Genomic DNA, 20,466 nt, shown 5'->3' with positions numbered 1-20,466 from the left:
TGTTCCACACCGGACATCCTGCCGCCGGAGCCCAGCCGTCCGGAACCGATTTATCCGGCTTGCGTCATCGAGGTTTCAACCGAGAAGACAGCGCATGCGCAGGCTGCGGATGTGGTCGTCGGTGCGGGACAGGTCGGCCTGCACCGTCTCCACCGGCTGGAATCCGCGCGCCCGGTAGAACCCGATCCCCTTCGCGTCGCCGAGGAAGACCGACAGCCACACCTCGGTTCCACCGGCCGACCGGATCTGCTCGATCACCCGGTCGAGCAGCAGCGTGCCGAGGCCGCGCCCGCGCTCGGCCGGGTCCAGGTAGATCAGGTGCAGCTCGCCGACCCCGTCGCCGGTCATCCCGCCGCCGGCCGCGCCGACCAGCCGCCCGTCCTCCTCGGCGACCTGGTAACCGAACCACTTGGGCGGGTTCGGCGGCACTTGCCGGGCGACCCGGGCCTGACCGAAATAGATCTCGACGGTCCGGTCGATGTACCCGGCCGGCAGCAACTCGCTGTACGCGGCCCGATACGCCGAGGTGCAGATCTCCGCGATCCGATCGGCATCGGCGCTGGTCGCGGAGCGGGCAACGGCGGTCAACGATGATCGAGGCACCTCGACACCTTAAAGAATGTCCCGCAGTACGGCGATCACGCGGTCGACGTCCGCGGGCCGCGTGCGCCAGTTGCTGAACGCGGCCCGCAGCGCCGGCACGCCGCGGTGGACGGTCGGCGTCAGGAACGCCTCCCCCGACGCCGCGACCGCCTTCAGCACCGCCGCCGGGTCACCCTCCACGGCAAAACACACAACATTGAGGCGTACGGGCGAAAGCAGCCTCACCCCGGGAAGAGTCGCCACCGCGTCGCCGAACCGGTGCGCCAGCGCCACGTTGCGTTCCACGATCTCGCGATGCCCGGCCGTGCCGTAGGCGGCGAGCGCGAACCAGGCCGGCAGCGCGCGCAGGCGCCGCGAGTTCTCCGGCGTGAGGTGGAAGGGATCCGGGTCGGGGCCGGGCTCGGTGAGGTAGGCGGCCGAGTTCTGGAAGACGCTGACCTGCAGATCCGGGCGGCGGGTGAACTGGACGGCGGCGTCGTAGGGGACGTTGAGCCACTTGTGCAGGTCGATGCAGAGGGAGTCGGCGAGGTCCAGGCCGGCGACGAGATGCCGGTGCGCGGGGGTGAGAGCGGCGAACCCGCCGAACGCGGCGTCCACGTGCAGCCAGAAGTCGTGTCTCTCCTTCAGCGCGGCGATCGCGACCAGGTCGTCGAAGTCGACGGTGTTGACGGTTCCGGCGTTGGCGACCACGATCGCGGGTCCTTCATGCTTCGACAGAGCCGCGTCGAGCGCCGCGACGTCCACCGCTTCCCGGTCCTGGCCGACCGGCACGAGACGAAGCTGGTCGCGACCGATGCCGAGCATCGACAGCGCCTTGTAGACGCTCGAGTGCGGCGAGCCGGACAGGACCGAGACGTCACCCAGAGCGGCCACGCCCTGCCGCGCGACGCTGACGCCGCGGCGCTCGCCGAGCCACTCCCGGCCGATCGCCAGGCCGACCGTGTTCGACATCGTCGCGCCGGTCACGAACGTACCGGAGAAATCGCCCTTCAACCGGAACAGGGAGCGCAGCCAGGCGACGGTCTCGCGCTCCAGATCGACCGCCGACGAGTCCTGCCGGGTGCACGCGTTCTGGTCGAACGTGCCGGTCAGCCAGTCGCCGACCAGCGCCGCCGGGGTCGCCCCGCCGGTGACGAACCCCAGGTAACGAGGACCCGCGCTGCCGGAGAAACCGGGCGCCCAGCGGTCACGGAACAACTCCAGCGCCTTCGCGCCGCCGAGCCCCTGCACCGGCAGCGGCACCGGGATGGCCGCGGGCGGCGGCACCGCGGCCGGCCGCTGGTCGAGGCCGTCCAGGATGCCGGCGGCGTAGTCACGCGCGGCGGTCAGCAGGTCGGGCAGGTCACCGAGGTCGGCGGCGAGGCGAGAGTCCACCAGGGCACGGTAGGCCGGTCGGGACAGTGTCGTCGCGGGCCACTTCGTCGCGGCCGGCTCTCTCAGCCGTCGCCCCGCTCGTTGACGCTCGGGACGCCGTTGGTGCAGGTTAGCTGGACTTTCACCCGTACCTGGCCGTCACGGGCACTGCGGAACTCGCCTTCGGTCCGCTGCGTCTCGTGCACCCCGAAACCCTGCGCCGGCGACATCGAGAGGATGCCGTCGCAGTCGGCGACGACCGTCCCGCCGCTGGTCCGGAACGACTGCTTCGTGACCACCGCCGACCGGGTCACCGACGGCTCCGCGGCCGGCTCGGCGGACGGAGTTGCGGCGGCTGAGACCCGCGGCAACGCCCGCTCGACGTCCGCCTCGCTCACCGTGTCGGTCTCCCGGCCGGTCAACCCGGCCAGACCGATCCCGACCACCCCGACGAGCACGGCGAGGATCGCCGCCACCAACCACCCGGCGACGATCACCACGCGCTGCCCCGACCGACTCATCGGGCCACTATGCGCCCGCGAACGCTAAGGCGCCCCCGGGACAGGGATAAAGCAAGGTTAAGAACGAGGCGTACGGCCGTGGGAGCGGATACCTTGCAGCCGTGGCGAGACTCCTGGTGATCGAGGACGATCCGGCGATCCGGAACACGCTGCTGCGGGCCCTGCGGGAGCGGGGCCACGCGGTGGCGGCGTCGCCGGCGGCGATGGACGGCCTGCAGACCGCGCTGGCCGAGCGACCGGATCTGATCGTCCTGGACCTGGGACTTCCCGACCTCGACGGGCGGGAGTTGCTGCGGATGCTGCGGGCGGTCAGCCGCATCCCGGTGATCATCGCGACCGCGCGGGACGAGGAGACCGAGATGGTGCGGCTGCTCGACGCGGGCGCCGACGACTATGTGGTGAAACCGTTCACGGCGGCACAGCTGGACGCGCGGATCCGGGCCGTACTGCGGCGGGGATCCGCCCTTGACGACGCCGACCCGGCGCTGGTCGTCGGCGGGCTGCGCATCGACGTGGCCGCACGCGAGGTGACCCTGGACGGGACGGCGGTCGACCTCACCCCGCGCGAGTTCGACCTGCTGCACCACCTCGCGCAGCGGGCCGGGCAGGTCGTCACCAAACGTGAACTGCTCGGCGAGGTGTGGCAAGTGCCGTACGGCGGGGCCGACAAGACGGTCGACGTGCACCTGTCGTGGCTGCGGCGCAAACTCGGGGAGACCGCGCAGGAGCCGCGCTATCTGCACACGATCCGTGGCGTCGGCGTCAAACTGAGCGAGCCGGCGTGAGGGCGCGGCTGGCGCTGCTGGTCGCGGCGACGACAGTCCTGGTGCTGCTCGCGTTCCTGGTGCCGATCGCGCTGCTGCTGCGACAGGTCGCCCATGAGCAGGCGATGAACCGGGCCAACGCGGTGGTGCAGGCCATCGTGCCGATCGCCGGAGGTGACGTGCGAGCGCTGGGGCTGGCGGTGACGACCACGGCCGTACCGGTGACGGTCTTCCTCCCCGACGGCACCCCGGTCGGCGCGCCCGCGACCGTGACACCCGCGGTCCGGCTCGCCGCGGCCGGCCGGCAGGCCCTGACGGTCGCCACCGGTGACGGACGGGAACTGGTGGTACCGGTCGTCGGCGAGACCGGCACCCTGGTCGTACGGGCCGTGGTCACGAACGCCGAACTCGGGCGCGGCGTGTCCCGGGCGTGGCTGACCCTGGCCGGGCTCGGCATCGCCCTGCTCCTGGTCGGCCTGGTCGTCGCCGACCGCCTGGCGCGCACCATCGTCGCACCGATCACCCAGCTCAGCGAGGTGTCACACCGTCTCGCCGGCGCCGAGCTGACCGCGCGCGCCGCACCCGCCGGCCCCCCGGAACTGCGTGAGGTGGCCGGCGCCCTCAACCACCTCGCCGGGCGGATCCAGGACCTGCTCGCCGCCGAACGCGAACGGGTCGCCGACCTGTCCCACCGGCTGCGGACCCCGCTGACCGCGCTGCGGCTCGAGGCCGAGTCACTGCGGAACCCGGACGAGGCGGCCCGCGTCGCGTCGGCCGCCGACGGCGTCGCCCGGGCCGTCACCGCGGTCATCCGGCAGGCCCGGCGCGAGGTCTCGGCCGCCACGGCGCGGTGCGACGCGACGGCAGTGGTCGCCGGCCGGGTCGCGTTCTGGCGGGTGCTCGCCGAGGACACCGGGCGGGCCGTCACCGAATCACTCCCGGACAACCCGCTGCCGGTCGCGGTCGCCCCCGACGACCTCGCCGCGGCGTTGGACGCGCTGCTCGGAAACGTTTTCGCGCACACGCCGGACGAGACGCCGTTCTCGGTCACACTCACGTCCCGCCCGGCCGGCGGCGCCGTGCTCACCGTCGCAGACTCGGGCCCGGGCTTCCCGCCGTCAGCGGCCCGGCGCGGCTCCTCCGGCGGCGACTCGACCGGGCTGGGCCTCGACATCGCCGGCCAGATCGCCACCACCATCGACATCAGCGGCGGCCCCACCGGCGCCGTGGTCACCCTGGAACTCGCCGGCCCCTGACGCCCCGAGCCGTCGCGCAGCGCAGGGTCGCGGCATACCTTCGCAGCCGATATATTGCGGGGGTGGAGACGCCGCTGCGGGAACCGACGTTCCTGATCCTGACCGCGCTCGCCGGGGAGCCGTTGCACGGCTACGGGCTGATCGCCGAGGTCGACCGGCTGTCGGAGGGGCGGATCGCGCTGCGGCCCGGCACCCTCTACGGCGCGCTCGACCGGCTCACCGACGCCGGCCTGGTCGACGTCGACCGGGAGGAGACCGTGGACGGGCGGCTGCGGCGCTACTACCGGCTGTCGGCGCCGGGAGCCACGCTGCTGACCGAGGAGACCGAACGGATGCGGCGCAACGTCGAGGCGGCCAGTTCCCGGCTGAGCCTGCGGGTCAACCCGGCCGGAGGGCTCGCATGACCTCGCTGGAGCGCCGCTACGCCCGGCTGGTTCGCTGGTTCTATCCGGCCGGTCCCCGGCAGGCCGAGCTCGTCGGGACCTGTCTGGACTTCGCCGAACCGTCCCGCCACTGGCCGGCGTGGCGCGACGTCACCGACCTGGCCGCCGGGGGCCTGCGGGAACGCATCCGAGGGACCGGGCTGGAGGCGGGTGCGCGACTGGCCGGTGTCCTGTCGCTGATCACGCTGACCGCGCTGGCCGCCGGGTGGTTCGTGACGGAGCTGATCACGCCGACGACGATCTGGTGCCCCGGGTTCGGCCCGTTCCTCACGCCGGCCGGCCTGGTCTGGACGTCCTGGCTGCTCGCGGCCGTGACCCATGTCCTGTCGCCGGGTCGCTGGGCCCGGCACGCGATAGCCGTGGCTCTTCTGCTCACCGTCGCTGTCCTCCCGTTCGCGGCGCTCATCGGGCAGATCCGCCCGCCGGTCTTCGTGCTGCTCCCCCAGTTCGCGCTGGGCGTGGTGGCTCTGGCCGCCACCGCGCCGACCCCGATCGGCGCCGTTCCGGGACGGCGTCGCATCACTTCGGGCTCGCTGTGGGTCCGCCTGCTCCCGATCGCCGGTGTCGCCGCACCTGCCCTGGTGGCGCGGGAAAGGGCCGGCGAAGCGTTCGATCCGGCATTCGACTACGTCATGGGCGCGAGAGTGCTGATGCCCGCCGTCGGCGAGATCCTGCTGCTGGTCGCGCTGCTGCTCGCGGTCGGTCTCGCGGTCCGCGGCGACTACCGCGGTGGCTGGACCCTGCTGGTGCTGGCCGGCCCGATCGGCATGCTCCTGCTCCACGTGATCGCCCCCGAGGTGAACGGATACGCGACCGGCTCCTACAACGCGACCTACTCCTCGCTGGCCGCCTCCGCCCTGGTCATCGCCGTCGTCGCGCCTGCCCTCGTCCTCCTTGCCGTGGCCTCCCGCCGCCGCAAACCCGCCGCCACCGCCACACACTGCGGGTCATGCGGTGCTCCGCTGCGCCGGTCACCCGAAGCAGACACACCGAGATGAGCGCCGCCGGCTCCGTCCCCCGCGGTGAACCCGCCCGGACAGCGCCGCCCGGCGCGACCCCTCAGCCGAACGCCGCCCGGCGCGACCCCTCGGCCGAACGCCGCCCGGCGCGACCCCTCGGACAAGCGCCGCCCGAAGTGGACCCGTCCGGACGGGGTGCCGCCCGGACGGGCGCCGTCCGGTCAGCCGCCCGGAGTGGACGCGCCCAAGTAGGTCAGGACTGCCCGGACGCGTCGGTTCGTGTCGTCGTGCGGGTGCAGGTTCAGCTTGGCGAAGATCGACGTCGTGTACTTGCTGATCGCGCCCTCGCTCAGGAACAACCGGGCCGCGATCGCCGTGTTCGAGATGCCTTCCGCCATCAGCCCGAGCACCTGCCGTTCCCGCTCGGTCAGCGCGCCGAGCGGGTCGGCCCGCCGAGGCCCGCCGAGGAGTTTCGCGACCACGGCCGGGTCGAGCGCGGTCCCACCGTTCGCCACCCGGGTGAGCGAGTCCATGAAGTCGTCGGCGTCGAGCACCCGGTCCTTCAACTGGTACCCGACCCCGCCGTGCTCGTCGGCGAGCAGCTCACGGGCGTAGAGCTGCTCGACGTGCTGGGAGAGGATCAGGACCGGCAGGCCGGGGATCTCGCGACGGGCGGCGAGCGCGGCCTGCAACCCCTCGTCGGAGAAGGTCGGCGGCAGCCGGACGTCCACGACGGCGATGTCGGGCCGCTCCTCGACGAGGGCTGTGAGGGTGGCCGGTCCGCTGCCGACGGCGGCGACCACCTCGTGCCCGTAGGCCTGGACGAGGCGGACCAGCCCGTCCCGGAGCAGGAACAGGTCCTCGGCGATCACCACACGCATGGCACCGACACCGTAGCGCGCGTCGGCCCGCCGGCCGGACTGACCACCTGCAGGCTGCCGCCGAACGCCGCCATCCGCCGCGCGATCCCGGCCAGCCCGGACCCGTCCGGCATCGCCGGGATGCCACCCACCCCGTCGTCGGTCACGGTCGCGACCAGGGCATTTCCGGTGTACGCGAGGTCGACCGTCACGTGCTCGGCGTGCGCGTGCTTGGCCACGTTCGCCAGCAGCTCGGCGACCGCGAAGTAGATCGCCGACTCGACGGGCCGTTCCGGGCGGGCCGGCACCCCGGCGTGCACCTGCACCTCGACGGGGACGTCCAGCGCGAGCGCCCGCACCGCGTCGACCAGCCCGCGCTCGACCAGGACCGGCGGGTTGATGCCCCGGACCAGCGACCGCAGCTCCTCCAGCGCGGCCCGCGACGACGCGCGGGCATCGGCGAGGACGGCCTTGGCCGCTTCCGGGTCGCGGTCGATCATCCGCTCGGCGGCCTGCATCGACATGCCCATCGCGACCAGCCGGGCCTGCGCGCCGTCGTGCAGGCCGCGCTCGATCCGTTCCAGCTCGGCGGCCTGGGTCTGTGTCAGGTCGGCCTGGATCGTCTCCAGCTCCTGAACGCGCCGCCCGAGCCGGACCCCCGCGTCCGGCCCGAGGAACCGTTCCGCCACCGGCCGGAGGATCCGCCACGAGAAGGCCGATGCCACCAGGGACAACACCAAGATCAAAAGCCCGATGGGGGTACGCCCGGAAACCACCAGCCCGAGCCCACCCGCCACACCGAGCAGCGGCAGCGCCGTCACCGGGAACACGGTCACGCCCGCCACGGCCGCCCACAGCCCGTCCCGTTTCACCTGCGGATCGTGGAAGCGCGCGTTCATCCCCGCCCGCCGTCGCGCCTCGCGCTGGGACCTGTGGTACTCCACCCCGTCCCACCAGAAGCCGGTGGCCATCCGCGTGACCGGCACCGGCGCACGGTAGGTGACGTCCCGATCGAGCCCGAGCCATCGCCGCGACAATCGTCGCGCGGCTTGTGCGAGCGGCCGGCTGGTCAGCGCATGCGTCATCCACAGCGCACCGGCCAGCCACAGCAGAACCGCGCCCACCTGCCCGATCCCGACCCCGATCCGGCCGATCAGCGGCGCGCCCGGCCCCGGGCTCCAGGTCCCGGCGAACAGTGCCCCGCCCCACCCGACCACCAGCGCGACCAGTGGCAGCGCGGATGTCAGCCCGGCCAGGACCGGTCCTCTGCAGAACCCGGCGGTGATCTGTCGCAACCTCATGCCGGAGAAACTACGACCGCCGGGCCCTCGCCCGACACCAGGCGAGCCCCCGTCCCGGGTGGGGCTGTCCCCACCACCGGTCCGGTGACCGGTTTCATCACATCGGAGTGATCCTGAGCGGGGTCGCGCTCGGCGCCACGGTGCGCGCGCTGTTCCTCGCCCCGATCCGGCAACCGAGGTGACAGCCGGCTCGTTCCGTACGTCGTGAGTCTCCCGATCTTGCTTGCCACCGCTCTGCTGGCCGTCCCGTCAGCGCCCGTGGCCCCCTCGTCACCCGGCGCCGGCCTGAACTGCACCGGGAACCCGGCGGCCAGTGCCCGCGCCGGCCGCACCCCGGTCCTGCTGATCCACGGCACCACCTCGAACTCGCGGTCGAACTTCTCCTGGAACTGGGACCGGGCGTTCGACGCCGAGGGTCGCGCGCACTGCGACGTCGACCTGCCCGACAGCGGCAACAGCGACATCCAGGTCGCCGCCGAGCACGTCGTGCACGCCATCCGCCGGTTGCACCGGCTTTCCGGTACGAAGATCGACCTGCTCGGCCACAGTCAGGGCGGGATGATCGGGCGCTGGGCGATGAAGTACCACCCGGACACGCGCGCCATGGTCGACGACTATGTTTCCCTGGCCGCGTCCAACCACGGCACGCAGGAGTTCGTCGTGCAGTGCGCGGCGCAGACGGTGTGCTCGGCGGCGTACTGGCAGCAGCGGGCCGGTTCGGCGTTCCTGACCGCGCTCAACGACGGCCCGGAGACGTGGCCGGGGGTCAGCTACACACAGATCTACACGCGCTACGACGAGATCATCCTGCCGTACGGGCTGGCGGCCCTGCCGGCCGCGCCGAACGTCACCAACGTCGCCGTCCAGGAACTGTGCCCGCTGGAGACCGTGGAGCACTTCGGGATGGCGTACGACAACGCGGCCTGGCTGCTGGGCATGGACGCCATCCGCCATCCCGGGCCGGCCCGCCTGTCCCGGGTCAGCCGGGCGACCTGCGGCCGGCCGCTGATGCCGGCCGTCGACCCGCTCCAGTTCCCGGCGAACTCGGCGGCGGCCCTGGCCCAGTCCGCCAAGTCCATGCTCACCACCCCGCAACTCCCGGCCGAACCCCCACTGCGCCACCCCTGACCCCGTCAGCCGCGCCCCGGAGGCCTCCCCCGACCCGCACCGGCCCGTGCCGCGAGTCCCCGCCCGCGGACGGGTCTGTTGCTCTGACCTCGACCCGCCACGGAGGCCGCCCTTCCGGCCTGAGCGTTCTGGGCGCCCCGCGCCCTGCTCAGGCCGGAAGGGTCCCCGCGGGAGCGGCGGAGAAGGACCACAGCGGACACGGGACCTGAATCTCTTGAAGTTGATCTTATGGATCGGATTAATCGACTTGACCTGAACCTAGGGTGAGGTGGAACCGTTCCGGCATGAGCATGGAGATGGCGGCCTGGAACTCGATGTACCACGCGATGCACCAGAAGGACGACAAGCGACCGTTCTCCCTGGCCACACTGAGACGCATCGCCGGGTTCGCCCGGCCGCACCGGCGCGCGCTGACCGGCTTCCTGCTGGTCAGCGTCGTCGCCGCGGTTCTCGCGGTGGCCAGTCCGGTGCTCGCCGGGCGCGTGGTGAACGCGATCGTCGACGGCGCCGACACGGATCTCGTCGTGAAGCTGGCGGTGGCGATCGGGGTGGTGGCGCTCGGCGAGTCCGGGTTGTTGCTGGTGCAGCGGTGGTTCTCGTCGCGGATCGGCGAGGGGCTGATCCTGGACCTGCGGACGGCCGTTTTTGATCACGTGCAGCGGATGCCGGTGGCGTTCTTCACCCGGACCAGGACGGGTGCGCTGGTCAGCCGGCTGAACAACGACGTGATCGGGGCGCAGCGGGCGTTCAGCGACACGTTGTCCGGCGTGGCCGGGAACGTGGTGACGCTGATCCTGACGCTGATCGTGATGCTCGGGATCTCGTGGCAGATCACGCTACTGGCGCTGGTGCTGCTGCCGATCTTCGTCTGGCCGGCGCGACGGATGGGCGGGCGCCTGGCGAAGCTGGAGCGGGAGGCCGCGGAGCACAACGCGGCGATGAACACGCAGATGACCGAGCGGTTCTCGGCGCCCGGTGCGACGCTGGTGAAGCTGTACGGGCGGCCGGATGCCGAGTCGGCCGAGTTCGCGGCGCGGGCCCGGCGGGTGCGGGACATCGGCGTGCGGACGGCGATGGCGCAGTGGCTCTTCCTGACCGCGCTGGTGTCCGTTTCCGGCGTCGCGATCGCGCTGGTCTACGGCCTCGGCGGATATTACGCGCTGCGCGGAACGCTCGACCCGGGCAACGTGGTGGCCCTGGCGATCCTGCTGACCAGGCTCTACGCGCCGCTGACCTCGCTCGCGAGCGCGCGGGTCGAGGTGATGAGCGCGCTGGTGAGCTTCGAACGCGTGTTCGAAGTCCTCGACCTGAAGCCACTGATCGAGGAGAAACCGGACGCGCGGGCGGTGCCGGACGGGCCGGTGTCGGTGGAGTTCGACGGGGTCCGCTTCGCGTATCCGTCGGCCGACAAGGTCTCGCTGGCCTCGCTGGAGGAGGTGGCGATGCTGGACACGCGCGGCGGGACGGAGGTGCTGCACGGTGTGTCGTTCACGGCCGCGCCCGGCGAGATGGTCGCGCTGGTCGGCTCGTCCGGGGCCGGCAAGTCCACGATGGCGAGCCTGCTGCCGAGGCTCTACGACGCGGGCGAGGGCGCGGTCCGGCTGGGCGGCGTCGACGTGCGCGACCTGAGCGCCGCGTCGCTGCGGGCCACGCTCGGCATGGTCACGCAGGACGGGCACCTGTTCCACGACTCGGTGCGGGCGAACCTGTTGCTGGCCCGGCCCGAGGCGACCGAGGCGGAGATCTGGGCCGTGCTGGACCGCGCGCACATCGCCGACCTGGTGAAATCCTTGCCGGACGGGTTGGACACGGTGATCGGCGAGCGGGGGTACAGGTTGTCCGGCGGCGAGCGGCAGCGACTCACGATCGCGCGGTTGTTGCTGGCCCGGCCACAGGTCGTGGTCCTCGACGAGGCGACCGCGCACCTGGACTCCACCTCCGAGCAGGCGGTCCAGGCGGCGCTCGGGGAAGCCCTCGCCGGGCGGACCGCGGTGGTGATCGCGCACCGGCTGTCGACGGTCCGGGCCGCCGACCAGATCCTGGTGATCGAGGAGGGCCGTGTGGTGGAACGCGGCACCCACGACACGCTGCTCGAGGCGGGCGGGCGCTACGAGGAGCTCTATCGGACGCAGTTCGCCGCCGCCTAACCGCGGAATCGGTCCCGGAAGCCGTCGGGGCGGATCGGGACCCCGTCGATCACGTGACGGCGGCCGTCGTGCAGGAGGCTGAGGTCCAGCCCGGGCACACGGTCGCCGTGGTCGAGGCCGGCCACCCGCTCAGCCAGCGCGCGGGCGTCGACCAGCTCGGCGAAGACCTCGCGCAGCGCCGCCACGTCCTCGTCCGGGACGAACAGCACACCCTGCGCCCGGCTCGCCTGCAACACCCGGGCCGCGACCGGGTGCCGCTCGGCGTGATAGGTGTCGAGCAGTTCGTCGCCGGCCTCGCCCCGGATCACCTCGGCCAGCTTCCAGCCGAGGTTGAACGCGTCCTGCAGGCCGAGGTTCAGCCCCTGCCCGCCGGCCGGTGAGTGGAGGTGCGCGGCGTCCCCGGCCAGGAACAGCCGGCCTGACCGGTACTGCACAGCCTGCCGGGTGGTGTCGGTGAACCGGCTCGCCCACCGCACCTCGCCCAGCGTGAGCCCGTCACGGGCCAGCGCGTCGGCGAGTTCGGCGTCCGGGATCGGGTCGTCCCGCCCGGCCGCCGCCTGCACCGGGCCGGCCGCGAGCATCCGGAACACGCCGTCGCCGAGCGGCAGCACGGTCAGCATCCCGTCGCCCTTCGGGGCCGGCAACTCCCAGTCGGCCGGACCCGCGCCGGCCAGCGTCACATCGGCGACCAGCGCACACACCCGGGCGTCACGACCTTCAAAGGCGAAACCGGCCTGCTTGCGTACGGCACTGCGCGCCCCGTCGCAGCCGACCAGCCACGCCGCGCGGACCCCGTCGACCGTCACCCCGGTCTCGTCCTGGCCGAAGGCGGTGACCGCGGTGCCGTAGCGGATCTCGGCGCCGAGCGAGACCGCCCACTCGGCCAGTCGCTCCTCCACCCGGGCCTGCGGGATTCCGACCTGATAGGGGTAGGGAGTGTCCAGTGTTGAATAGTCCAGCGGGATGCCCGCGAAGTGCCCGCGTGGCAGCAGCACCGGCGCCTTCGCCAGGATGTCGTCGAGCAGCCCGCGGGAGGCGAGCACCTCGGCCGAGCGGGGCTGCAGATTGAGCGCCTTGGACTGTCCGCTGCGGGCGGCCAGCCTCTCCAGCACCAGGACACGGGCGCCGCCGAGCGCCAGCTCCCCGGCCAGCATCAGCCCGGTCGGCCCGGCCCCGGCAATGATCACGTCGTAACTCATTCTCTGTCCTCTCCGGCATGCTCTTCAGAACCTTGCGCGCGGCCTCGATCGGTGCCGGCGGTCATGCCCTGAGGTCCGCCTTCTTCGTGTAGTAGAGGTGGAAGATCAGGGTAGGGGCGAGGATCACCGGCCAGCTGACGTTGAGCACGGCCGGCGCCAGGTCCAGCGGCAGCAGGTAGGCCGCGAGCAGCGTGACCACCACGTTGACGACGCTGGCGCAGCCCCAGACGAAGGTGATCACCCGCAGACCGTGCCGGAAAGCCGCGTCGGACTCCCACCGGTTTTCCCATTTCCGCAGTCCGTCCGGGCCGACCTTGGCGAGCACGAACGCGCGGATCAGGTACATCAGCGCGGGCCGCCCGACCCACACGGACGCCAGCAGCCACACCCCGAGCAGGCCGCCGAGCAGCCCGCCCCACGCGTCGCGGATCAGCATGGTGCGCGGGTCGCCGGTCATCGCCGAGACGCCGACGCTGAGCGCGACGATCGAGAGCACGAACAGGGCCAGGTAGTCGATCTTGCGGGACCGGACGAACCGGACGACCACCACGGCGGCCGGGACGACCGCGGAGAGCAGCAGCGACCACCACTGGTCGACGCCGGCGGCGCGCAGGCCGTAGAAGACGACGAGCGGCAGCCCGAAGTCGACGATCATCGGGAGGAACAGGGATTTCCGGGTGGCGACCGTGGTCATGCGGGATCCTTCCGAACGGCGCGGGTGAAGAGGGCGACCAGCTCGGCCGCGTAGGCGTGCGGGTCGAGATCGGGCGTGCCGGCCGCGGCGTCGATCGCCGCGCGCAGCGTGACCGCCATGACGACCGGGTCGAAGGCGCGGAACTCGCCGGCCTCCTGCCCCTCGCGGAACATCGTGGCCAGCCGCGCGGTCGGATCGTCGACGTCGGACGGCCGCACCAGCGGCACCCCGTCGTCGGTGCGTGCCGACGTCGCGATCTCGATGACCGCGCGGATGGCGGCCGGGTGCTCCGCGATGAATTCAAGGTTCGATTCGACGTACGCCGTGAGCAGCTCGGTGCGGTTGCCGGCCGCCCGCATCCGCTTGCCCATGTGCTCCGCGGCCTCGGTCAGCACCGCCCCGACGACGGCCCGCACCAGCTCGGCCTTGTCGTCGAAGTGGTACGAGATCAGCCGGGTGCTGCTGATCCCGGCCCGTTTGGCGATCCGCGCGAAGGACGCGTTGCCGTAGCCCAGCTCGGCGATCGTGTCGATCGCGGCCGTGACGATCTGCGCCCGTCGCGCGCTCGCCGCCACCGTGTCGTTTACTCGCATGAGTAAATTTTTACTCGAACGAGTAACAAACGTCAAGCATCGATTGAGAGAGCGGTGCTCTTGACAGAGAGCAGAGGTACGCGTTTCACTGTTAACAGCAGAGAGCAGTGCTCTCACGATCGAGGGAGAACGTCATGCGATACCTGGCCCCGAAGCGCGCGTCGAACGCTTTCAACGACTTCGCCAAGTGGCTCACCGCCCGCGGCGTCAGCCTGCTGGGCAGCCGCGTGCTGGCGGTGCGCGGCCGCCGGAGCGGCGAGGTCCGCACCACGGTCGTCAACGTGTTCACGCACGTAGGCGAGCGCTACCTGCTCGCGCCGCGCGGGCACACCCAGTGGGTGCGCAACCTGCGCGCCGCCGGTGAGGGCGAGCTGCGGCTGGGCCGGCGCTCCCAGCGGTTCGTCCCGGTCGAGATCGCGGACCGGGAGAAGCCCGAGCTGATCCGGCTCTACCTGCGCAAGTGGGCGTGGGAGACCGGCGCGTTCTTCGACGGGCTCAAGGCCGACTCGCCCGAGGCCGACATCGAGGCGGCCGCGCCCGGCTTCCCGGTCTTCCGCATCGCCGGGATCTAGCAGACCGCGCTGACCTTGCCGTCGTTCCAGTGCCAGATCGTGCCGTGCTGGAAATGCTGGTAACGCCCCTTGCCGTCCGGGGTGTCCGACTCCTCGTCGATCGGGTAACCGATGCAGCCGGCCTCACCCCGGTTGCCCTGCCACAGCTCGAGGATCCGCCCGGAGACGATGTGCGCCCCGGTCCCCGCCGACCAGTAGATCGAGCCACCGTCGAACTGCTGCATCCGCCCGCCCCCGTGCGCGGACTGCTCGATGCCGAAGGGGCAGCCCAGCCGCCCCTTGTCCGAGCCCAGCGCCACGAACTTGGCCAGGATCCCGCCGTGCACCCGGAGCCGGCAGTAGGTCGCGCTCTTGTCCGAGGATTTGCTCTCGTCAGCCCGGGCGGTCGTGGCTCCGCACACCGTCGCGGCGGCAAGACCGAGGGCGACCGCTGTCAATGCTCCCAGTTTCATGGCCATCCAGAGGGGTCGGGCGATCAATACCCGGATATTCCTATCATTTCGGATTGCGCCGGGTGAGGCTTTCGCCCCATGATCAGCCAGCCGCAACACATCCAGCGCCGTTCGTCCCCACCGCGCCCCTGACCACCGCAAACACCTGGAAAGCCCGCCTGCCACGAGCACCGGCCACACTGACGCAGAACGGCTGAACGCGCAGCCGAGCCGCCCTGCCGCGGGACGGCCGCGAGGTCCCCTGGACTCCGGTGGGCGAGCCGCTTCGACTCGAGACAGGACCGGATCGCACGGGTATCACGGCGGGGCACAGCAGTGGGGGCGGGCCGGGTCGCGTGGGATCACGACGGGGGCTGTCGGTGGGACGGGGCGGGGCGTGGGGCTGCCGGGGCGGGGCGAAAGGCTGGAAGGGTCGGGCGGGGAGACGTACGTCGTACGTGGGGAGATCTTGTTTTTGGGGTTTGGCTATTAACATTGCCCGGTGCTCTCCCCCGGAATCGTGCTCAACAACCGCTACCAACTGACCCAGCGCATCGCCGCGGGCGGGATGGGCGAGGTGTGGCGCGGCGGTGACCTGCTGCTGCATCGCGAGGTCGCGGTCAAGGTGCTGCTCCCGGCGCTGATGAACGACCGTGAGTTCATCACCCGGTTCCGTTCCGAGGCGCGGATGATGGCGCAGCTGCGGCACCCCGGGATCGTGCAGGTCTACGACTACGGCGAGAACGCGGTGGTGAACGGCGAACGCTTCGACTACCTGGTGATGGAGTTCATCGAGGGTGTCTCGCTGTCGCAGAAGATCCAGCAGGCGGGGCGGCTCAGCCCGGGCGAGACCATGCAGATCGTCGCCGGGATGGCCGACGCGCTGCACACCGCGCACCAGTCGGGCATCATCCACCGTGACGTGAAGCCGGGGAACCTGCTGGTCCGGCCGGGTGGCGCGCTCGTCCTGGTCGACTTCGGCATCGCCCGCTCGGTCGGTGTCACCAGCATGACCGGGACGAACGTGGTGCTGGGCTCGGTCAACTACATGGCGCCGGAGCAGGCCGAGGGCAAACCGGTCACCGCCGCCACCGACGTGTACGCGCTGGGCGCCGTCGCGTTCGCGTGTCTCACCGGCCGCCCGCCGTACGTCGGCGACAACCCCCTGGCCGTGCTCGGTCAACTGGTCCACGGGCAGCCGCCGGTGCTGCCGCCGGACGTGCCCCGCGGGGTCGCGTCGGTGGTGCTGCGCGCGCTCGCCAAGGATCCGGCGCAGCGTTTCCCGAGCGGGGCCGCCCTGGCCGACGCCGCCCGCAACGCGCTGCGGGCCCCGGCCGCCCCGCAGTTCCCGCCGACGCAGCAGCACCAGGCGCAGCAACCGCCGGGGAACTGGGGCACGCAGACGATGCGGCGTCAGCCCGAGCCGCAGGGCTATCCGACGTACGCGTCGGCGGCCGCTCGTCCGGTGTCGCCGGTCCCGGCCCCGGCCGCCTACGAGCCGCCGCTGCCGTCCGCCGACGAGGAGCCCGCTCGCAAGCGCAACACCGGGATCATCGCGGCCGCGGCCGGCCTGATCCTGGTCGGTGGTGGCGTGCTGTGGGCCGTCACCCACGACTCCGGCAAACCGGCCGATGCCTCACCGACCGGTGCCATCGAGCAGGTGGTGCCGACCGGGAAACCGGCGCCGGCGAGCCCGACCCACAAGGGCGGCAAGAACGGCGGCCAGAAGGCGACGCCGGCGAAGACCACCCCGCCGGCCGACCTGGACGAGGGCGACGTCACGCTGCCGGACGAGGACGAGCCGTCCAGTGCCCCCGCCGCGACCAACAAGTACGATCCGGCCCAGGTGTGCGGCGACGGCTACAAGGAACTGGACTCGCAGGCCCTGAAGTCGGGCGGCGTGGTCCAGGGCCAGGTCTACTTCCTCTACCGGGACTCGGACGGGTCGAACTGCGTGGTCACGCTCCGCACCACGGGGCTGGACAAGAAGGGCACGGCGTCCTCGTTCCTGGAGGTCCAGGGGCAGGCTCCCAAGACGCAGGCCGGCAACGTCCAGTACTACGCCGGCCCGGTCATCGCGGTCGCACCGTCGACCTGCGTGAAGTGGGGCGGCTCGGTCGGGACGGCGACGTTCAAGAGCGAATTCGACCACTGCCCGTAATTTCCTCAACGCCGCCCGCCGGTCGCCGATCACAAGCGGCATGACCGGCGGAGACGTACGAGGAAAGGCGATGGCCCGCACCGTGGTGCTCGGCCTGACAGTCGGCGTGTGCGCGCTGGCCGCCCTGGCCATGTGCGGCGTCACCGACCTGTGGGCGATCGGGAGTGTGCTCGCCGCCGACCTGGCGCTGCTCGCGACCTGTGCCCGCCTGCTGCTCCCCGCGACGGCGGACGACCCCTCGGCTGCGGTCGCCCCGCAGGACGGGCTGACCGGCCTGCCCAACCGGGCCGCGATGATGGCCCGGGTCGAGCGGGCGCTGCCGATCGCCGACTCCGAACAGGAAGCGGCCGGCCTGGTCGTGCTCGACCTCGACGACCTCGCCGACGTCAACGACACCCTCGGCCGCCGCACCGGCGACCTGCTGCTCCAGTCGGTGGCGGCCCGGCTGCTCGCCGCGGTACGCGACACCGACATGGTCGCCCGGATCGGCGACGACGAGTTCGCGGTGCTGCTCCCCCAGGTCGGCTCGGCCCCCGCCTGCCTGGAGACCGCCCGCCGGCTGCTCGACGCGGTGCAGGGCCCGGCCGACCTGGACGGCTTCCAGGTCCGGATCAACGCGGCGATCGGCGGCGCGGTCTTCCCGGCCCACGCGGCGACGCCGACCGAGCTTTTCCAGCGGGCCGAGGCGGCGATGCGGTACGCGAAGCAGTCGCGGACGCACGCCGCGCTCTACGAGGTGGGGCTGGAGGGCGACCTGGCGCCGCGCAAACGGTCCACGGCCGTCCCGGCCCGGACGAAGCGCCCGGCCCTCCCCTTCCGCTGACGGCTCAGAGGCGGTCGATCTCGGTCAGGTCGATGTCGATCGCAAACGGGACGGTCAAGGCCACCCGATCGTGGAAGATGCCGAGCGGCACATACTGACGCGTGGTCGGATCCAGCTCGTAGACGTAGAGGACGATCTTGCCGTCGGCGTCCTCGACCCGCCAGAACCACTCGATGCCGGCCTCCGCGTAGAGCTGGGGCTTCCGCTTGCGGTCGCGTTCCTCCGAGTCGGGTGAGACGACCTCGACGGCCAGCAGCACGGCATCCGCTGGATACCATGTTCCCTCCGGGCCGATCTCGGCGGCCGCGTCGACCACCATGACGTCCGGCTCCACCCGCTGGCGTGGCCCGAGCACCACCGACATCTCCGTCGGACCCGGTACTGCTCGAAGGGCGCGAGCCGCAGTAGCGCGTGCGCCAGCAGGCTGACCGCCTTCATGCGGAACAGCTTCTGCGGGCTCATCGTGATGATCGCTCCATCGATGAGCTCGGTGTGCGGCGGCAGGTCGGGGAGCTGATCGAGATCATCAGCGAAATACCCCTCCGTCGGCGGCCGGTGCCATCCGGCCATCGGTTCGGCGCCCATACATTCGACCTCCTGATGAAGCGGCCTTCCGCCGCCCAGGCTAGACACTACGCGCGGGCTATACGTCAGCCCAGGAGGCCGGGGCGGCGCCAGGGGTGGCCGTGGACGTGGTGGGCGAGGAACGCGAACGCCGTCGCGTACCAGACCTTGGCGTGTCCCGGTGTCAGGATCCAGTGGTTCTCGTCGGGGAAGAACAGGAACTTGTGCGGGCTCGACCCGTCCTCCGCCTTCGACCGGGACAGCAGGTCCCACCAGAGGCGCAGCCCCTCGCCGATCGGCACCCGGTAGTCCTTGTCGCCGTGGATGACCAGCATCGGCGTGGTGATCTCGCCGGCGAAGCGGTGTGGTGAGTTCGCCTCGATCGCCGCCGGGGTCATCTCCCGCGCCCAGTAGTCGGAGTGGTCGGTGGTCGCCCACATCTGGTCGAGCGCCCACAGCGACGCGTGGGTGACGATCGCGGCGAACCGGTCGGTGTGCCCGGCGATCCAGTTGGCCATGTAGCCGCCGAAGCTGCCGCCCATCGCCGCGGTCCGGGTCTCGTCGACGTCGGCCCGCTGCACGGCGGCGTCGGTCAGGGACATCAGATCGGTGTACGGCGCGGCCCCCCACTGTCCCCAGCCGCGCCGGATGAACTCGTGGCCGTAGCCGGTGGACAGCGCCGGGTCGGGCATCAGCACGGCGTACCCCTGAGCGACCGCGAGCCACGGGCACCAGCGCCACGACCAGCCGGTCCAGGAGGCGAGCGGCCCGCCGTGGATCCACAGCAACAGCGGCGCGGGAGTGCCGGCGCCGGCGTCGTGCGGCAGGGCGAGCCAGGCCCGCAGCGGGGTGCCGTCCGCCGCCGTGGTGGTCACCTCGGTGAGTGTGCCGGGCAGTTCCGGTGCCGGGGCGGGCCCGTTCAGGACGGTGATCGCGCCGTCGAGGGTGACCCGCACGGGCTGCGGCGGGCTGTCGATCGCCGAGCGCAGCGCGTAGGCCGCGTGGCCGTCCGGCGCGACCACCACGTCCCTGTACGACGCGTTGTCACCGGTCAGCCGGGTGACGTCACCGCTCGCCACGTCGACCAGGAACAGCGGCGCCCGGCCGTCGTGGTCGGCGCTCACCACGAGCGTGGCGTTGTCCGGGGTCCAGGCGAACCCGGACGGCCACCGGTCCCACGCCTCGGTCAGCGCCCGGAGCGGGCCGCCGGCCAGCGGGAGCACGGCGAGCCGGCGGTCGCCGGGGTCGGTCGCGGTCGACCGGCGGTAGACGACGACGGCGACCTGCGTGCCGTCGGGCGAGATCCGCGGTGACTCGAACTCGTGCGCGGGATCGTCGGCGAGGGTGCGGCGCTCGCCGGTCGCCACGTCGACGGCGACGAGAGTGGCACGGCGGGCGGCGGCGGGCTCGGGCACGCTCCAGACCGCCACGACGGTACGGCCGTCGGGCGCCACGTCCCAGCCGCCCTCGGCCGGGAACGCGCCGCCCACGTGCCCGGTGAGGTCACGCGGCGGCTCGCCGTCGAGCCCGGTGGCGAACAGCCGGGTGCGGTCGGCGCCGAACGCGTGGTCCCAGTGCCGGATCGGGTAGTCCTCGTAGAGCACCGCGTTGACGCCCGCGTCCTTGCGTTTGTCGCGGAGTTCACGGTCGGCGGTCTCACTGCCGGCGGACGGCAGCATCGTGGTGCCGAACACGACCGTGCCGGACGGGCTGATCGTCGCGCCGGTCACGCCCCCGGGCGGGGACGCGATCACCCGGGCGTCGCCGCCACCGGCCGGGAGCAGCCACAACGCGGCCGAGGGCTCCACCGCGGGGTCCGCCGCCGGGTCCGGGCGAGCCGAGGTGAACAGCAGGTCGCCACCGGCGCTGAACCCGGCCACGGACTCGCCCTTGTCGCTGTGGGTCAGCCGCCGGGCCGGGCGGGTGCCCTCCGGGTCGACCTCCCACAGCGCGCTGACGTACCGGGTCTTCGTGCGATCCGGCGCACTCACGCCGATCACCAGCCGGCGGCCGTCCGGGGAGATCCGCAGCCCGGCGAGCCGGGGAAGGCTGACATAGGCGTCGAGGTCATCGAAGATCACAAAACCCTTTCTA

At 72.1% G+C, this 20,466-nt stretch carries 20 protein-coding genes; 9 read left to right on the top strand and 11 right to left on the bottom strand.

Annotated elements, in window-relative coordinates; translation table 11 throughout:
• Positions 1–75: 75 nt before the first annotated feature.
• The 3 genes from ACH442_RS40080 to ACH442_RS40070 all read right to left on the bottom strand — a co-directional run bounded on the left by ACH442_RS40080 (position 76) and on the right by ACH442_RS40070 (position 2,477).
• Entirely contained in the window at positions 76–603 is a 528-nt protein-coding gene (locus ACH442_RS40080; RefSeq protein ID WP_396343362.1) for a GNAT family N-acetyltransferase, read from the bottom strand.
• Between the two features lie 9 nt (positions 604–612).
• Positions 613–1,977 (bottom strand): pyridoxal phosphate-dependent decarboxylase family protein, encoded by a 1,365-nt coding sequence (locus tag ACH442_RS40075; RefSeq protein WP_396343361.1) that lies wholly within the window; start codon positions 1,975–1,977, stop codon positions 613–615.
• 62 nt (positions 1,978–2,039) lie between these two features.
• Entirely contained in the window at positions 2,040–2,477 is a 438-nt protein-coding gene (locus tag ACH442_RS40070; RefSeq protein ID WP_396343360.1) for a hypothetical protein, read from the bottom strand.
• A gap of 101 nt (positions 2,478–2,578) precedes the next feature.
• On the opposite strand from ACH442_RS40070, the gene ACH442_RS40065 reads away from it, so the two are divergent.
• The 4 genes from ACH442_RS40065 to ACH442_RS40050 all read left to right on the top strand — a co-directional run bounded on the left by ACH442_RS40065 (position 2,579) and on the right by ACH442_RS40050 (position 5,938).
• Positions 2,579–3,262, top strand: a complete 684-nt coding sequence (locus tag ACH442_RS40065; protein WP_396343359.1) for a response regulator transcription factor — start codon at positions 2,579–2,581, stop codon at positions 3,260–3,262.
• A complete protein-coding gene (locus ACH442_RS40060; RefSeq protein WP_396343358.1) occupies positions 3,259–4,497 on the top strand; it encodes a HAMP domain-containing protein in 1,239 nt (412 codons plus the stop codon). The genes ACH442_RS40065 and ACH442_RS40060 overlap by 4 nt, the downstream gene beginning before the upstream one ends.
• A gap of 62 nt (positions 4,498–4,559) precedes the next feature.
• Positions 4,560–4,901 (top strand): PadR family transcriptional regulator, encoded by a 342-nt coding sequence (locus ACH442_RS40055; RefSeq protein ID WP_396343357.1) that lies wholly within the window; start codon positions 4,560–4,562, stop codon positions 4,899–4,901.
• A complete protein-coding gene (locus tag ACH442_RS40050; RefSeq protein WP_396343356.1) occupies positions 4,898–5,938 on the top strand; it encodes a hypothetical protein in 1,041 nt (346 codons plus the stop codon). The genes ACH442_RS40055 and ACH442_RS40050 overlap by 4 nt, the downstream gene beginning before the upstream one ends.
• A gap of 182 nt (positions 5,939–6,120) precedes the next feature.
• Here the strand turns inward: ACH442_RS40050 and ACH442_RS40045 are convergent, their stop codons facing one another.
• Both ACH442_RS40045 and ACH442_RS40040 read right to left on the bottom strand, forming a co-directional pair.
• Positions 6,121–6,780, bottom strand: a complete 660-nt coding sequence (locus ACH442_RS40045) for a LuxR C-terminal-related transcriptional regulator (protein WP_396343355.1) — start codon at positions 6,778–6,780, stop codon at positions 6,121–6,123.
• Positions 6,768–8,060, bottom strand: coding sequence for a sensor histidine kinase (locus ACH442_RS40040; protein WP_396343354.1), 1,293 nt, complete (start codon positions 8,058–8,060; stop codon positions 6,768–6,770). Before ACH442_RS40040 ends, ACH442_RS40045 begins: the two co-directional genes overlap by 13 nt.
• Positions 8,061–8,264: 204 nt before the next feature.
• On the opposite strand from ACH442_RS40040, the gene ACH442_RS40035 reads away from it, so the two are divergent.
• Complete coding sequence (locus ACH442_RS40035; protein WP_396343353.1) at positions 8,265–9,188, top strand: esterase/lipase family protein; 924 nt, start codon at positions 8,265–8,267, stop codon at positions 9,186–9,188.
• A 284-nt stretch (positions 9,189–9,472) separates the two neighbouring features.
• A complete protein-coding gene (locus tag ACH442_RS40030; RefSeq protein WP_396343352.1) occupies positions 9,473–11,335 on the top strand; it encodes an ABC transporter ATP-binding protein in 1,863 nt (620 codons plus the stop codon).
• On the opposite strand, the gene ACH442_RS40025 is transcribed toward ACH442_RS40030, so the two are convergent.
• From ACH442_RS40025 to ACH442_RS40015, 3 genes are all read right to left on the bottom strand, one after another.
• Complete coding sequence (locus ACH442_RS40025; protein WP_396343351.1) at positions 11,332–12,534, bottom strand: FAD-dependent monooxygenase; 1,203 nt, start codon at positions 12,532–12,534, stop codon at positions 11,332–11,334. The genes ACH442_RS40030 and ACH442_RS40025 overlap by 4 nt on opposite strands.
• 61 nt (positions 12,535–12,595) lie before the next feature.
• Complete coding sequence (locus tag ACH442_RS40020) at positions 12,596–13,228, bottom strand: VC0807 family protein (protein WP_396343350.1); 633 nt, start codon at positions 13,226–13,228, stop codon at positions 12,596–12,598.
• The gene (locus ACH442_RS40015; protein ID WP_396343349.1) at positions 13,225–13,821 is read right to left on the bottom strand and encodes a TetR/AcrR family transcriptional regulator; all 597 of its coding nucleotides are present in this window, start codon (positions 13,819–13,821) and stop codon (positions 13,225–13,227) included. The genes ACH442_RS40020 and ACH442_RS40015 overlap by 4 nt, the downstream gene beginning before the upstream one ends.
• 134 nt (positions 13,822–13,955) lie before the next feature.
• Here ACH442_RS40015 and ACH442_RS40010 point away from each other — a divergent pair, with 134 nt between their 5' ends.
• Entirely contained in the window at positions 13,956–14,393 is a 438-nt protein-coding gene (locus ACH442_RS40010) for a nitroreductase family deazaflavin-dependent oxidoreductase (protein ID WP_396343348.1), read from the top strand.
• Here ACH442_RS40010 and ACH442_RS40005 read toward each other — a convergent pair.
• Positions 14,390–14,872, bottom strand: a complete 483-nt coding sequence (locus ACH442_RS40005; RefSeq protein WP_396343347.1) for an LGFP repeat-containing protein — start codon at positions 14,870–14,872, stop codon at positions 14,390–14,392. The two genes, ACH442_RS40010 and ACH442_RS40005, sit on opposite strands and share 4 nt — an antisense overlap.
• Positions 14,873–15,326: 454 nt before the next feature.
• Between ACH442_RS40005 and ACH442_RS40000 the strand changes: the two genes are divergently transcribed.
• Together ACH442_RS40000 and ACH442_RS39995 are read left to right on the top strand one after the other, a co-directional pair.
• Positions 15,327–16,985 carry a protein kinase gene (locus ACH442_RS40000; protein WP_396343346.1) on the top strand — a complete coding sequence of 553 codons (1,659 nt, stop codon included), beginning with the start codon at positions 15,327–15,329 and terminating at the stop codon, positions 16,983–16,985.
• A gap of 70 nt (positions 16,986–17,055) precedes the next feature.
• On the top strand, positions 17,056–17,808 hold the full coding sequence (locus ACH442_RS39995) for a diguanylate cyclase domain-containing protein (protein WP_396343345.1): 753 nt from the start codon (positions 17,056–17,058) through the stop codon (positions 17,806–17,808).
• Positions 17,809–17,812: 4 nt separating this feature from the next.
• Here ACH442_RS39995 and ACH442_RS39990 read toward each other — a convergent pair whose 3' ends face one another.
• Entirely contained in the window at positions 17,813–18,166 is a 354-nt protein-coding gene (locus ACH442_RS39990) for a Uma2 family endonuclease (RefSeq protein ID WP_396343344.1), read from the bottom strand.
• A gap of 292 nt (positions 18,167–18,458) precedes the next feature.
• A complete protein-coding gene (locus ACH442_RS39985) occupies positions 18,459–20,453 on the bottom strand; it encodes a S9 family peptidase (RefSeq protein WP_396343343.1) in 1,995 nt (664 codons plus the stop codon).
• Positions 20,454–20,466 lie beyond the last annotated feature (13 nt).

The organism is Actinoplanes sp. NPDC020271 (assembly GCF_044388125.1).
Taxonomy (GTDB): domain Bacteria; phylum Actinomycetota; class Actinomycetes; order Mycobacteriales; family Micromonosporaceae; genus Actinoplanes.
This window is presented reverse-complemented; position numbering and strand designations above follow the sequence as displayed.

Excerpts from the sequence above, each read along its gene's own strand:
- ACH442_RS40070 (WP_396343360.1), bottom strand. The coding sequence starts at position 2,477 with ATGAGTCGGTCGGGGCAGCGCGTGGTGATCGTCGCCGGGTGGTTGGTG.
- ACH442_RS40050 (WP_396343356.1), top strand. The coding sequence starts at position 4,898 with ATGACCTCGCTGGAGCGCCGCTACGCCCGGCTGGTTCGCTGGTTCTAT.
- ACH442_RS40045 (WP_396343355.1), bottom strand. The coding sequence starts at position 6,780 with ATGCGTGTGGTGATCGCCGAGGACCTGTTCCTGCTCCGGGACGGGCTG.
- ACH442_RS40040 (WP_396343354.1), bottom strand. The coding sequence starts at position 8,060 with ATGAGGTTGCGACAGATCACCGCCGGGTTCTGCAGAGGACCGGTCCTG.
- ACH442_RS40030 (WP_396343352.1), top strand. The coding sequence starts at position 9,473 with ATGAGCATGGAGATGGCGGCCTGGAACTCGATGTACCACGCGATGCAC.
- ACH442_RS40025 (WP_396343351.1), bottom strand. The coding sequence starts at position 12,534 with ATGAGTTACGACGTGATCATTGCCGGGGCCGGGCCGACCGGGCTGATG.
- ACH442_RS40020 (WP_396343350.1), bottom strand. The coding sequence starts at position 13,228 with ATGACCACGGTCGCCACCCGGAAATCCCTGTTCCTCCCGATGATCGTC.
- ACH442_RS40015 (WP_396343349.1), bottom strand. The coding sequence starts at position 13,821 with ATGCGAGTAAACGACACGGTGGCGGCGAGCGCGCGACGGGCGCAGATC.
- ACH442_RS40010 (WP_396343348.1), top strand. The coding sequence starts at position 13,956 with ATGCGATACCTGGCCCCGAAGCGCGCGTCGAACGCTTTCAACGACTTC.
- ACH442_RS39995 (WP_396343345.1), top strand. The coding sequence starts at position 17,056 with ATGGCCCGCACCGTGGTGCTCGGCCTGACAGTCGGCGTGTGCGCGCTG.